Origin of the sequence: Streptomyces sp. NBC_01306 (genome assembly GCF_026340465.1) — a bacterium.
Lineage (GTDB): Bacteria > Actinomycetota > Actinomycetes > Streptomycetales > Streptomycetaceae > Streptomyces.
This window is the reverse complement of the sequence record NZ_JAPEPC010000001.1, coordinates 2,990,335-3,003,453: the sequence shown is the minus strand read 5'-3', so window position 1 is coordinate 3,003,453 and position 13,119 is coordinate 2,990,335. Positions and strand designations below refer to the sequence as shown.

The 13,119-nt window shown below is 70.1% G+C and carries 13 protein-coding genes; 6 read left to right on the top strand and 7 right to left on the bottom strand.

Annotated elements, in window-relative coordinates; all coding sequences use genetic code 11:
• From tilS to folE, 4 genes are all read left to right on the top strand, one after another.
• Positions 1-1,125 carry a tRNA lysidine(34) synthetase TilS gene (gene tilS, locus OG385_RS13110; protein WP_266854709.1) on the top strand — a complete coding sequence of 375 codons (1,125 nt, stop codon included), beginning with the start codon at positions 1-3 and terminating at the stop codon, positions 1,123-1,125.
• Positions 1,126-1,189: 64 nt separating this feature from the next.
• Complete coding sequence (gene hpt / locus OG385_RS13105) at positions 1,190-1,729, top strand: hypoxanthine phosphoribosyltransferase (protein WP_250305594.1); 540 nt, start codon at positions 1,190-1,192, stop codon at positions 1,727-1,729.
• 217 nt (positions 1,730-1,946) lie between these two features.
• On the top strand, positions 1,947-3,989 hold the full coding sequence (gene ftsH / locus OG385_RS13100) for an ATP-dependent zinc metalloprotease FtsH (RefSeq protein ID WP_266854707.1): 2,043 nt from the start codon (positions 1,947-1,949) through the stop codon (positions 3,987-3,989).
• A gap of 107 nt (positions 3,990-4,096) precedes the next feature.
• Positions 4,097-4,702: a GTP cyclohydrolase I FolE gene (gene folE / locus OG385_RS13095; protein WP_266854705.1), complete on the top strand. Its 606-nt coding sequence runs from the start codon at positions 4,097-4,099 to the stop codon at positions 4,700-4,702.
• Between the two features lie 78 nt (positions 4,703-4,780).
• Here the strand turns inward: folE and OG385_RS13090 are convergent, their stop codons facing one another.
• The 6 genes from OG385_RS13090 to OG385_RS13065 form a co-directional block, all read right to left on the bottom strand.
• A complete protein-coding gene (locus tag OG385_RS13090; RefSeq protein WP_266854704.1) occupies positions 4,781-5,263 on the bottom strand; it encodes a DUF3180 domain-containing protein in 483 nt (160 codons plus the stop codon).
• A 99-nt stretch (positions 5,264-5,362) separates the two neighbouring features.
• Complete coding sequence (folK, locus tag OG385_RS13085; RefSeq protein ID WP_266854702.1) at positions 5,363-5,974, bottom strand: 2-amino-4-hydroxy-6-hydroxymethyldihydropteridine diphosphokinase; 612 nt, start codon at positions 5,972-5,974, stop codon at positions 5,363-5,365.
• On the bottom strand, positions 5,971-6,330 hold the full coding sequence (folB, locus tag OG385_RS13080) for a dihydroneopterin aldolase (protein ID WP_266854700.1): 360 nt from the start codon (positions 6,328-6,330) through the stop codon (positions 5,971-5,973). Before folB ends, folK begins: the two co-directional genes overlap by 4 nt.
• 189 nt (positions 6,331-6,519) lie before the next feature.
• A complete protein-coding gene (locus OG385_RS13075; RefSeq protein WP_266854699.1) occupies positions 6,520-6,990 on the bottom strand; it encodes a nuclear transport factor 2 family protein in 471 nt (156 codons plus the stop codon).
• The gene (folP, locus tag OG385_RS13070; RefSeq protein WP_266854697.1) at positions 6,987-7,847 is read right to left on the bottom strand and encodes a dihydropteroate synthase; all 861 of its coding nucleotides are present in this window, start codon (positions 7,845-7,847) and stop codon (positions 6,987-6,989) included. The genes OG385_RS13075 and folP overlap by 4 nt, the downstream gene beginning before the upstream one ends.
• A gap of 169 nt (positions 7,848-8,016) precedes the next feature.
• A complete protein-coding gene (locus tag OG385_RS13065; RefSeq protein WP_266854695.1) occupies positions 8,017-9,849 on the bottom strand; it encodes a phosphatidylglycerol lysyltransferase domain-containing protein in 1,833 nt (610 codons plus the stop codon).
• 151 nt (positions 9,850-10,000) lie between these two features.
• Here OG385_RS13065 and OG385_RS13060 point away from each other — a divergent pair, with 151 nt between their 5' ends.
• Positions 10,001-11,113 (top strand): esterase family protein, encoded by a 1,113-nt coding sequence (locus OG385_RS13060; protein ID WP_266854693.1) that lies wholly within the window; start codon positions 10,001-10,003, stop codon positions 11,111-11,113.
• Here the strand turns inward: OG385_RS13060 and OG385_RS13055 are convergent.
• Entirely contained in the window at positions 11,100-12,245 is a 1,146-nt protein-coding gene (locus OG385_RS13055) for an ABC transporter ATP-binding protein (RefSeq protein ID WP_266854691.1), read from the bottom strand. The genes OG385_RS13060 and OG385_RS13055 overlap by 14 nt on opposite strands.
• A gap of 170 nt (positions 12,246-12,415) precedes the next feature.
• Here OG385_RS13055 and OG385_RS13050 point away from each other — a divergent pair, with 170 nt between their 5' ends.
• On the top strand, positions 12,416-13,117 hold the full coding sequence (locus OG385_RS13050) for an ABC transporter permease (RefSeq protein ID WP_266854690.1): 702 nt from the start codon (positions 12,416-12,418) through the stop codon (positions 13,115-13,117).
• Positions 13,118-13,119 lie beyond the last annotated feature (2 nt).

Here is a 13,119-nt window from a genome sequence, read left to right as displayed (position 1 = left end):
ATGGGTCCCCATCCTGCGGTCGCAGCGATACGCCTGGCGGTCCGCCGCGTACTCCACGACGTACTCAACGAACAGACGGCCATCGACCTCAGCGGTCGCACGGCCAGTGACGGAACCCCGGCCGGACGCCCGGCCCCCGGCGAAGGGCCCGGACACCCCGCGGCCCCGCACTCCCCGGGTGCGCGCCCCGGAGGCACCCCGTCCGAGCAGCACCGGCCACTGGTGCTGGTCGCGTGCTCCGGTGGCGCCGACTCCATGGCGCTCGCATCGGCCCTGGCCTTCGAGGCCCGCAAACTCGACATCCGCGCAGGCGGCGTCACCATCGACCACGGTCTCCAGGACGGCTCGGACTCCCGCGCCGACGAAGTCGTCTCCCGGCTCAGGGGCCTCGGACTCGGCCCCGTGGAATCCGTCGCCGTGACGGTCGGCCGCGCCGGCGGGCCCGAGGCCGCGGCAAGGGACGCCCGGTACGCCGCGCTCGACGCCGTGGCGGAGCGCCACGGCGCCGCGGCCGTCCTCCTGGGCCACACCAGGGACGACCAGGCGGAGACCGTCCTCCTCGGCCTCGCACGGGGCTCCGGGATCCGCTCCCTGTCCGGTATGGCGGCCGTCTCGGGGGCGGCCGGCCGGTACCGCAGGCCCTTCCTCCAGCTCGACCGCCAGACGGCCCGCAAGGCCTGTCTCGTCCAGCACCTCCCGGTCTGGGACGATCCGCACAACACGGACCCCTCGTACACCCGCTCCCGGCTGCGCCACGAAGGGCTGCCCGCCCTGGAGAAGTCACTCGGCAAAGGGGTCGTGGAGGCGCTGGCCCGCACCGCACGCCTCTCCCGCGACGACGCCGACGCCCTGGACGCCTGGGCGGCGAACGCCGAGGAGGCGTCCAGGGACGAGGCAGGGCAGCTGGAGTGCGCCAAGCTCTACGCCCTGCCGCCCGCCGTCCGCAGCCGGGTGCTGCGCCGCTCCGCCATCGCCGCCGGCTCGCCCGCCGGTTCCCTCTTCGCCCGCCACATCGAGGAGATCGACCGGCTGATCACCGGCTGGCGCGGGCAGGGTGCCATCAACCTCCCGGGCCGCGTCGAGGCTCAGCGGCAGGGTGGCAGACTGGTTATCCGGCAAGGCTGACGCGAAGCTGCGCCGCAAGCCGAAGCACAAGCAACTGAAAGTGGCCCGGGTGAACGAGAAAGACATGGGCACCGACCTCGCGTCGGTGCTCATCACCAAGGAAGAGATCGACGCCAAGCTCGCGGAGCTGGCCGCGAAGATCGACGCGGAGTACGCGGGCAAGGATCTGCTGCTCGTCGGTGTTCTCAAGGGCGCTGTGATGGTGATGGCCGACCTGGCCCGTGCGCTGTCCACGTCGGTCACCATGGACTGGATGGCGGTGTCGTCGTACGGCGCCGGTACGCAGTCGTCGGGTGTCGTCCGGATCCTCAAGGACCTGGACACCGACATCAAGGGCAAGCACGTCCTGATCGTCGAGGACATCATCGACTCGGGTCTGACTCTCTCCTGGCTGCTGTCGAACCTCGGATCCCGCGAGCCCGCCTCGCTGGAGGTCTGCACGCTGCTCCGTAAGCCGGATGCCGCCAAGGTCTCCCTCGATGTGAAGTGGGCCGGGTTCGATATTCCGAATGAGTTCGTCGTCGGATACGGACTCGACTACGCGGAGAAGTACCGCAATCTCCCGTTTGTCGGCACGCTGGCTCCGCACGTGTACGGCGGCTGACTCCCCGTCCGGCTCTGCCGGGCGACCCGCATTCAGCCGTGAGCCGAACGGGAACCCTCACCTATTTCCCGCCGTTGGAGCAGGGGAAGGCAGGTTCGTCGGCACTCCCGTGAGGTCGCGGGCGGCAATGCTGGGGTACCGTCCGAAGAACACTCTTTACTCACAGCAGCATTTACCTACGGGCAGGAGGGACGGGGCGTAGTTCCGCCCCGTATGGATGGACGTGAAGCGATACTTCCGTGGGCCGGTCATGTGGATCGTGCTGGCCGTCCTCGCCGTGGTCGTGTTGATGCAGGTCGTCGGCTCGTCGGGCGGCTACAAGTCAGTGGACACCTCCAAGGTCGTCCAGGCGATCGACAAGAACCAGGTCGAGCAGGCCAAGGTCACGACTGGTGACGAGAACGTCATCAAGATCGAGCTGAAGAACGGCCAGAAGCTGGGCGGCGAGTCGGGCGGCAAGTTCCAGGCGAACTACATCGGCGACGCACAGGGCACTGCCCTCGCCGCCAAGCTGCAGAGCAAGGTCGACAGCGGCGACATCGCGAAGGGCTACACGGTCTCGCCGTCGAAGCAGAACCCCTTCGTCGGGATCCTGCTTTCGCTGCTGCCCTTCGTACTCATCGTCGTGGTCTTCCTGTTTCTGATGAATCAGATGCAGGGCGGCGGCTCCAAGGTCATGCAGTTCGGCAAGTCAAAGGCCAAGCTGATCACCAAGGACACCCCCAAGACGACCTTCTCCGATGTGGCGGGGTCCGACGAGGCTGTCGAAGAGCTCCATGAGATCAAGGAGTTCCTGCAGGAGCCGGCGAAGTTCCAGGCCGTCGGCGCCAAGATCCCCAAGGGCGTCCTGCTGTACGGGCCGCCCGGAACGGGCAAGACGCTGCTCGCGCGCGCCGTCGCGGGCGAGGCCGGCGTGCCGTTCTACTCGATCTCCGGTTCCGACTTCGTCGAGATGTTCGTCGGTGTCGGTGCCTCCCGAGTGCGTGACCTCTTCGAGCAGGCCAAGGCGAACGCTCCGGCGATCGTCTTCGTCGACGAGATCGACGCCGTCGGCCGGCACCGCGGTGCGGGCCTCGGCGGTGGCCACGACGAGCGCGAGCAGACGCTGAACCAGCTGCTCGTCGAGATGGACGGCTTCGACGTGAAGGGCGGGGTCATCCTGATCGCCGCCACCAACCGGCCGGACATCCTGGACCCGGCGCTGCTGCGTCCCGGCCGTTTCGACCGGCAGATCGCGGTCGACCGTCCGGACATGCAGGGCCGTCTTGCGATCCTCAAGGTTCACCAGAAGGGCAAGCCGGTCGCCCCGGACGTCGATCTGGGCGCTGTTGCCCGTCGTACGCCCGGCTTCACCGGTGCCGACCTGGCCAACGTGCTGAACGAAGCGGCGCTCCTCACGGCGCGCGGCAACCAGAAGCTCGTGGACAACGAGGCGCTGGACGAGGCGATCGACCGTGTCGTGGCGGGCCCGCAGAAGCGGACCCGGATCATGTCCGACAAGGAGAAGAAGATCACCGCGTACCACGAGGGCGGACACGCCCTGGTCGCGGCGGCTTCTCCCAACTCGGACCCGGTCCACAAGATCACGATCCTCTCCAGAGGCCGTGCTCTCGGCTACACGATGGTCCTGCCCGACGAGGACAAGTACTCGACCACGCGCAACGAAATGCTCGACCAGCTGGCTTACATGCTGGGCGGGCGCGCGGCCGAGGAGCTCGTTTTCCACGACCCGACCACGGGCGCGGCGAACGACATCGAGAAGGCCACGGCCACCGCTCGCGCGATGGTCACGCAGTACGGCATGACCGAGCGCCTGGGCGCGATCAAGTTCGGTGGCGACAACACCGAGCCGTTCGTCGGCCGGGAGATGGGTCATCAGCGCGACTACTCGGAAGAGGTCGCGGCGCTGGTCGACGAAGAGGTCAAGAAGCTCATCGAGACCGCGCACAACGAGGCCTGGGAGATCCTCGTCGAGAACCGCGACGTTCTCGACAACCTGGTCCTCCAGCTCCTGGAGAAGGAGACGCTGAACAAGGAGCAGATCGCTGAGGTCTTCTCCGGCATTGTGAAGCGTCCGGCCCGCCCCGCGTGGACCGGCTCCAACCGGCGTACGCCCTCGACGCGCCCGCCGGTGCTCTCCCCGAGGGAGCTGGCGCTCACCAACGGCGCCGTCGGTGCGGTCACCGCGGGTGCCAACGGCACGACCCCCTCGGAAGGCGGCGGCATCGAGGCCGTCCCCGAGGACCGGCCGGAGAGCTGACCCGGAGCCCTTCCCTACCGGGCAGGCCCCGGAATGTATGCCGCGTCCCCCAGGTTCTAGCCTGGGGGACGCGGCGTTTTTCTTGGAGAACGAGGAACGAGGAACAGATGACCGACCCGATAACGCTGGACGGCGCGAGCCAGATCCGCGAGTTCGACGAGAAGCGGGCCGAGGACGCCGTACGGGAGCTGCTCATCGCCGTCGGGGAGGACCCGGACCGCGAGGGGCTGCTGGAGACACCGGCCCGGGTGGCGCGCGCGTACAAGGAGATCTTCGCCGGTCTGCGGCAGAAGCCCGAGGACGTACTGACGACGACGTTCGACCTCGGCCACGACGAGATGGTCCTGGTCAAGGACATCGAGGTGCAGAGCCACTGCGAGCACCACCTGGTGCCGTTCACCGGGGTCGCCCACGTCGGCTACATCCCGTCATCCGACGGGAAGATCACCGGCCTGTCGAAACTCGCCCGGCTCGTCGACGTCTTCGCCCGGCGCCCCCAGGTCCAGGAGCGGCTGACCACGCAGGTCGCGGAGTCGCTGATGGACATACTGGAGCCGCGCGGGGTGATCGTGGTCATCGAGTGCGAGCACATGTGCATGACGATGCGCGGGGTCCGGAAGCCGGGGGCGAAGACGATCACATCGGCGGTCCGCGGCCAGCTGCGCGACGCGGCGACCCGCGCCGAAGCGATGAGCCTGATCATGGCCCGCTGAGCCGTGGAGCCCGACGAGCGGTAAGGCCTGGTGAGCCGGAGCAGATCCCTGGTTCGGGCGGCTCGGCCGCGCCCCGGGTCAGACGGCTGCGTCCCGGCCGTTGTGGTCATCGTCGTCCGGGAGCTTGCACACCCGCTCCAGGAAGAACGCAGCCGCGACCACCGCGACCCCCGCCACCAGTGAGAAGCCGGCATAGATGGCCTGGTCCCGGCGGGCCGGGTCGCCGAGGTGGCTGAGCAGATAGACGCCCGTGCCGCCGTACATCCCGCAGACCAGCGACGCCACCAGCGCACTGGCCTGCGCGAAGACCACCGCGCGGGCCGCCATCAGCGGGTCCACGCCCTTCGCGCCGGGCCGGCGCTCCCGCTGGGCCCGCAGCCGGGCACGGAGCGAGAGCGCCGTGGCGAGCAGCACCACCGCGATGGCGCCCAGCACGATGGGCGCGGCGAGCGGCACGCTCGGCAGGGTGCCCACCGAGTTCCAGAGCCGCGCGCCCGCCCAGGAGAGCACTCCGGCGACGACGAACAGGCCGGCCAGTACCCCGAGCCGTAGTTGCTTCACGTGATTCTGCTCTTCACTCTGCTGTTCCTTGTCTGCCCTGCCGTGGGCCCGTCCCTCTGCCGCGCCGGACACCCGGAGCGATCCCCCAGAGGCTAACGGCTACTCGGGCAGGCAGAGTTCCAGATCGGCGCGGGGCAGCACACCTTCGCTGCCGACCGCCGCCAGCAGTTCGGCGACCGGACCGCGGCCCGGCACCTCGGCCGCCGGATCCACGTCGTGCCACGGCACCAGGACGAAGGCCCGCTGGTGCGCGCGGGGGTGCGGGAGCGTCAGCACCGGGTCGTCGGAGACCACGTCCGCGTACGACAGGATGTCCACATCGATGGTGCGCGGGCCCCAGCGCTCGTCGCGCACCCGGTCGAAGGCCTCCTCGATGGCCTGGCCGCGCTCCAGGAGCGAGTCGGGGGGCAGCGTCGTCTTCACGACGACCACCGCGTTGAAGTACGAGGGCTGCGAGCCGGGGTCGACGCCCCAGGGCTCCGTCTCGTACACCGGGGAGACAGCCTTGACCCGCAGACCCGGGGTGTCCTCCAGGGCGTCGATGGCGCCCTGGAGAGTCTCCAGGCGGTTGCCGAGGTTGGCGCCGAGGGAGATCACGGCCCGTTTCGGATTGGACAGCGTCACATCGGCCGCATCGACCTGGGCGACCACGGAGGCCGGTACCGGCTGTACGGTCGGGTCGCTCTGCGGCTCGCTGGGATACACGGTCATACTCGGCTCCGGATGATGGTGATGGTCACGTCGTCGAAGGGGACGGTGATCGGGGCATCCGGCTTGTGCACGATCACCTCGACCTCCTCGACGCCTTCGTGCTTGAGGCACTGCTGGGCGATCCGCTCCGCCAGGGTCTCGATCAGATCGACCGGTTCACCCCGGACGACATCGACGACCTCCTCCGCCACCACCCCGTAGTGCACGGTCTTCGTCAGGTCGTCGTCAGCCGCCGCGGGCCGGGTGTCGAGGCCGAGCACCAGATCCACGATGAAGGTCTGGCCCTCCGCGCGTTCCTTCGGGAAGACGCCATGGTTCCCACGGGCCTTGAGGCCGCGCAGCGCGACACGATCCACGCGAATCACTCCTGCTGTTCGTCGGTAGGCGGGCCGGCGCCGAATGCGGTCGGCGCGGCCCACATATTCGAATCTACCTGCGGCTACCGACAGCACCCCGCCACGGGGGCTGTGGTCATGGTTCCGGGTGGGTGATATTCGCCCCTACCCCCGACTGCGGGAATGAACCCTGCGGAGGGCACAACCCACTCAGGCGGGTGCCTCGTCGCCCTCGGGCGTACCCTCGCCGCCTTCGCCCTCGCCCGTATCGGCGAGCACGGGCGAGCCGTGGTGGGACCAGAGCTTCCAGCCGTCGGGCGTCCTGCGGAAAGTGTTGGTGGCGACCACGAGCTGTCCGACCAGCGGGCCCAGCTCACCGGCCTCCTCGGCCGGACCGCCGCTGAGGATGTTCTCGGTGCAGGTGACCAGAGCGGTGTCGTCGGCGACGTTGACCACCACATCGGTCAGGAAGAACTGGATGTACTCGGTGTTCGCCATGATCAGCGCGTACGACCTGAGCACGTCACCGCGCCCCGAGAGCACCGGCCAGCCCGGGTGGACGCAGGAGATCTCGTCCTCCAGCCAGAGCGTGGAAAGGACGTCGAAGTCGCCCCGCTCCATCGTCTCGTAGAAGGCCGTGTTGGCGAGCTCGACCTCTTCCACGTCGGTGGCCGCCGTCATGCGGCACCCTCGATGGCGCGGGCCACGCGGACCGCGTCGGCCGTGGCCCGTACCTCATGGACCCGGACGGCCCAGGCACCGGCGTGAGCGGCGAGCGCGGAGACCGCGGCGGTGGCGGCGTCCCGCTCGCGGGCGGGCGGCGGGGCCGCGCCCTCCCGGGCCAGTACCCGGCCGAGGAAACGTTTGCGGGAGGCGGCGACCAGCAGCGGGTGGCCGAGCGCGCGGAGCTCCGCCAGGTGGGCCACGAGCGCCAGGTCGTGCTCGGCGTCCTTGGCGAAGCCGAGGCCGGGGTCGACCACGATCCGCTCGGGTGCGATGCCTCCGGCGACCGCCGCGTCCACCCGGGCGCGCACCTCGGCGACGACCTCGGCGACCACGTCCGCGTAGACGGCGCGTCCGGCCATCGACTCGCTGAACCCGCGCCAGTGCATCACCACGAACGGCGCTCCGGCCGCGGCGACCACCGGGACCATGGCGGGGTCGGCGAGCCCGCCGCTGACGTCGTTGACCAGGACGGCACCGGCCTCGACCGCCTGCTCGGCGACGGCGGCGCGCATGGTGTCGACGGAGACGGTGACGCCCTCGGAGACCAGCCCCCGTACGACCGGGACGACCCGGCGCAGCTCTTCACCGGCGTCGACACGGCTGGCGCCCGGGCGGGTGGACTCACCGCCCACGTCGACCAGGTCGGCGCCCTGCGCCACCAGGTCGAGGCCGTGCTTGACGGCGGCGTTGGTGTCGAACCAGCGACCGCCGTCGGAGAAGGAGTCGGGCGTCACATTGACGACACCCATGACCGCGCAGCGGTCCCACTCCGGCAGCCCTGCCACCCGGCCCCGCCCGTGCAACGTACTCATACCCCCAGCCTAGGGCCTTTTTTGCGGCTCAGATCTGGCCTGGACGCCGGATGCCGTACGGGCGGGGAGGCGGACTGCGGGACCGGGGCGGGGCCGGGGCGAGGCGGTGGGCCGGGCCGCGTGCCTCCGGGCGGGTGATCGCGGGGGTGGCCGCGGGCCCCGGGCCGCGTTACGCCGCCCGGGCCCCGCTCTCGCCGTTCGCGCCCTTGAGGTGGGTGCACGGACGGTCCGCCACCCGTCCGCGCCGTGCGAACGGCCACGGCAGGCCCAGATTGACGAAGCCCTCGGCCTGCATTGCCGCGAAACCGATGCGCGGCAGGTCGCCGGTGTTGCGGAAGACCACGAAGCGCGGCTCCCAGCGCGGCCGGAACTTCGCGTTGAACTTGTACAGCGACTCGATCTGGAACCAGCGGGAGAGGAAGACCAGCAGCCCCCGCCAGCCCCGCAGGACCGGACCCGCACCGATCTTCTCGCCGCGGGCCAGCGCAGAGCGGAACATCGCGAAGTTGAGCGAGACCCGCTCGACGCCGAGCCCGGGGGACGCCTCCAGGGCCGCGACGATCAGCAGCTCGTTCATGCCGGGGTCGGCGGCGCGGTCGCGGCGCATCAGCTCCAGAGACATGCCGTCCTTGCCCCACGGCACGAAGTGGATGATCGCCTTCAGGTCGCCGAACGGGGACTCGGGCCCGTCGGCCTTGTGGGCGGTCGCGATGACGCAGTCCCCGTCGCCGGGATCGCCGATCCGGCCGAGCGCCATCGAGAAGCCGCGTTCGGTGTCCGTACCGCGCCAGGCCGCCGCGGCCGCCCTGATCCGCTCCAGCTCGACCTCGCCCACGTCACGGACGCGCCGGACCCGCGTCTCGTAGCCACCGCGCTCGATGCGCTTCACCATCTGGCGTACGTTGCGCATCGCCCGCCCGGCGAGGGAGAAATCCACGACATCCACCACCGCCTCGTCCCCGAGTTCCAGCGCGTCAAGGCCGGTCTCACGGGTCCAGACCTCACCGCCGGTCTCGCTGCACCCCATCACCGCGGGGGTCCAGGAGTGCAGCTTGGCCTCGTCCATGAAGCGTTCGATCGCTCCGGGCCACGCCTCGACGTCGCCGATGGGGTCACCGCTGGCGAGCATCACCCCGGAGACGACCCGGTAGCAGACGGCCGCCTTGCCGCTCGGGGAGAAGACGACGCCCTTGTCGCGGCGGAGCGCGAAGTGGCCGAGCGAGTCGCGTCCGCCGTGTTTCGCCAGCAGGGCCCGCAGCTGCTTCTCGTCCTCGTCGGTGAGGCGCGCCGCCGGGTGTTCGGGCCGGAAGGCCAGATAGATGGTGGTGACGGCGGTGAGCAGCCCCAGGGAGCCGAGCGAGTAGGCGACCGTCCAGGAGGTGTTGCCCTGGTACTCGACCGGGCCCTCGAAGCCGAACAGCCCGAACAGCACGTGCTGGAGGCGGTCGGCGATGCTGGGGCTGCCGACGACCCGGCCGGGGTGGACGCTGACGATGACCAGGCCGAGGCCCAGCGATCCCGCGCCGAGCAGTACGAAGTTGGCGAGCGCCTTCCACCGGCTGCGCGGGTCGGGCAGCGCCTCGAACTCGGAGCGGTGGCGTACGACCAGGGTCAGCAGCACCAGCGAGATCAGCACCCCGACGATCGAGTGCCGGTAGCCGAACTCCGCCACGGCGCCGATCGGAAGCAGCACCACGGCGGCCCGCCAGGCCCTGCGTTTACGGCGTTTGAGGCCATGGGCGAGGAGCAGCAGGAGCACCCCCACGCAGAGCGCGAGCGCCGCGGTGAACGGCCCCAGCGCACCGGGCAGCACCTCCGCGACGGTATGCATCCGGCTGTGCCGGAACCGGGGGAACGCCCCGCCGGCGATGTCGAGCAGGCCGACGACCGCACAGGCCGTCCCGACCAGGGAGGGGACGGTCTCGGGGCGGGGGCCCCGGAAGATCCGTCGGACACTCTTCGGAACCATTACCGACTTTTCCCCATCTACCGGCACAGACATCGCTTCCCACGGCTCCACAAGAGGTTCTGTGTCCGCCGATCGCCGAAGTCGGCGCAGCATCCGGACATTTTGTGTCCTCTAGGACGGCAATTACGGGGCGCGGGTTCATCCGTCACCCGGAAAAATCTCTCCCCAGAAAGCTCGGCTCCTCATGGGTCTCACCAGCCACAAGGTTCTGGCGCTCGCCGCACTGCTGGCCATCGCCCTGTTCGCCGCGACGATCTGGCTCTGGCCACGGCTCGCGCGGCGCAGCGGCCGCGCGGTGGCCGGACGGGTCGGCCTGTTCCTCGCCACCCAGCTGGCGGTCTTCGTCACGGTCGGGCTCATCGCCAACAACTCCTTCCTCTTCTACGGGTCGTGGGCCGACCTCTTCGGCCAGGAGCAGACGCCGGGCGTGGTCGTCGACCACGACGCGGGCAGCCGTGACGTCCGGGTCGTGGCGAGGAAGGGCCTGGACGTCCCCGGCGGCACCAAGCCGGAGCTCGCCGGGCAGATACAGAAGGTCGTGATCCAGGGCCGTACGTCGAAGATAGCCAGCTCCGCCTACGTCTATCTGCCGCCGCAGTATTTCCAGCGGGCGTACATGAAGCGAACTTTCCCGGCGGCCGTGGTGCTCACCGGTTACCCGGGCACGGCGGAGAACCTGATCCACGGTCTGCACTACCCGAGGACGGAGTTCGACCAGCTGAAGGCCGGGAAGATGCGGCCGATGGTGCTGGTGATGCTGCGGCCGACGGTCGCCCCGCCGCGGGACACCGAGTGCGTGGACATAAAGGGCGGACCGCAGAGCGAGACGTTCTTCGCGAAGGACCTGCCGGGCGCCGTCAGGGCCGCGTACCGGGTCGGGCCCGGGCCCGGGAACTGGGGCTCCATAGGGGACTCGACGGGCGGTTACTGCGCGCTGAAACTGGCGGTCCATCACCCGGGTGTGTACGGGGCGGGGGCCGGGCTCTCCGCGTACTACCGCGCGGCCGAGGACCCGACGACGGGCGACCTCTTCCAGGGCAACGGCCTTGAGCGGCGGCGCGCGGATCTGACGTGGAGCCTGGAGCACCGGCCCGCCCCGGCCACCTCGCTCCTGGTGACCACCAGCAAGAAGGGCGAGGGGAACTACCGCAGCACGATGCGGTTCATGGACAAGGTGAAGCCGCCCACCCGGCTCTCGTCGATCACCCTGACCAGCGGTGGGCACAACTTCAACACCTGGCGCCGCGAGATCCCCGCGGGCATGGTGTGGCTGAGCCAGCGGCTCACCGGCCGCTGACGGTGTCCAGCTCCACTTCGTCGCGCGGGATGTCCCGGGCGTCGGCCGCGGTGGAGCGGCGCAGCGCCTCGTGCAGCCGGGCCGGGGTCAGCACGCCCAGGAAGCGGCCGGCGCCGGCCTCGTCGATCACCGCGATCCACCCGGCGTCGTGCTGGAGCATCGTGGCGAACGCCTGCTTGAGCGAGGCCCCGACGGGCAGCCGGGCCTCCATGCGGCGGGCGTGTTCACGCACCGCCCCCCTGGCGGTGGCGGCCTGCCCCGCGGAGATCCAGCCGTGCAGATTCTCGTCCCGGTCCAGGACGACCGCCCAGCCCGGGAGCGTGGCGGGCAGCGGGTCGTCGAGGTGCACCACCGGGGGCTGTTCCAGGTCGCCGGGCTCGATCGGGGTGACGGAGAGCCGCTTGAGGCCGCGGTCGGCGCCGACGAAGTCCGCCACGTAGGGGGTGGCGGGGGCGCCGAGCACGGCGGCCGGGGCGTCGAACTGCTCGATCGTGCCCTGCCCGTACACCGCGATGCGGTCGCCGAGCCGAACCGCCTCCTCGATGTCATGGGTGACGAAGAGGACGGTCTTGCGGACGGACTTCTGGAGCGCGAGGAATTCGTTCTGGAGGTGTTCGCGCACGACCGGGTCGACCGCGCCGAACGGCTCGTCCATCAGCAGTACGGGCGGGTCGGCCGCCAGCGCCCTCGCCACGCCCACCCGCTGGCGCTGGCCGCCGGAGAGCTGCTCGGGGTAGCGGCCGCCGTGGACGGACGGGTCGAGGCCCACCAGTTCGAGGAGTTCGGCGGCCCTGGCGCGGGCGGCGGAGCGCTTGATGCCCAGCAGGTGCGGGACCGTCGCGGTGTTGTCCAGCACCGTCTTGTGCGGGAAGAGGCCGACCTGCTGGATCACATAGCCGATACGGCGGCGGAGTTCGACGGGGTTGGTGGCGGATATGTCGTCCCCGTCGACGAATATCCGGCCGCCGGTCGGCTCGATGAGCCGGTTGACCATCTTCATCGTGGTGGTCTTCCCGCAGCCGGACGGGCCGACGAGCGTGACCAGTTCACCTTCGGCGACCTCGAAGGAGAGGTTGTCGACGGCGGTCGTGCCGTCGGCGTACCGCTTGGTGACGTTTTCGAATCGGATCATGATTCCCCATTGTGACGGGCCGGTTGTGAAGGCCATGTTGCTGCAGTGCGACGGATCCCGGCATTGTCAGTGGCCGGGGATAGGGTCGCCACTGAGTTGAGGAAACCGATGGGGGCGGACAACGGGTCCTGTCGGGCCGGAGCGCGGCGGGGGCCGGGAAGCGGGGCGCGATGAGCGGGCAGAACTGCATGGCGAGGAACGATTGGCTCTGCTGGGACTACGTCACATCCCGCAGCCAGGAGCTGACCGACGCGACCGTCCAGCACATCTGGATCACCGCGGTGTCGGTGGCGATAGGGCTGGTGGTGGCCCTGCCGCTGGCGTTGCTTGCGCGCCGCGGACGGGTGTTCGCGGGGCCGGTGCTCGGGCTGACGACCGTGCTCTACACGGTGCCGTCGCTGGCGATGTTCTCGCTGCTGCTGCCGTGGTTCGGCCTGTCGGCCGCCCTGGTGGTCACCGGCCTGGTGCTCTACTCGCTGACCATCCTCGTACGGAACATCATGACCGGTCTCGCCGCGGTCCCCGAGGACGCGAGGGAGGCGGCGCGGGGGATGGGGTACGGACCGGTCAGGCTGCTCTGGGAGGTCGAACTGCCGCTGGCGCTGCCCGCGTTGTTCGCCGGTCTGCGAATCGCCACGGTCTCCACGGTCGCGCTGACGACGGTCGGCTCGATCGTCGGCAAGGGCGGGCTCGGCAATCTCATCTCGGACGCGCTGCCGACCCTCTTCAAGGCGCAGGTGCTGACCGCGTCCGTGCTCTGCGTACTGCTGGCCGTCCTGGCCGATCTGATGCTGCTCGGCGTGCAGCGGCTGCTCACGCCCTGGACCCGAATACGGACGCCGCGAGCGGTCCGTACGGCTGAGGCGGGCTGATC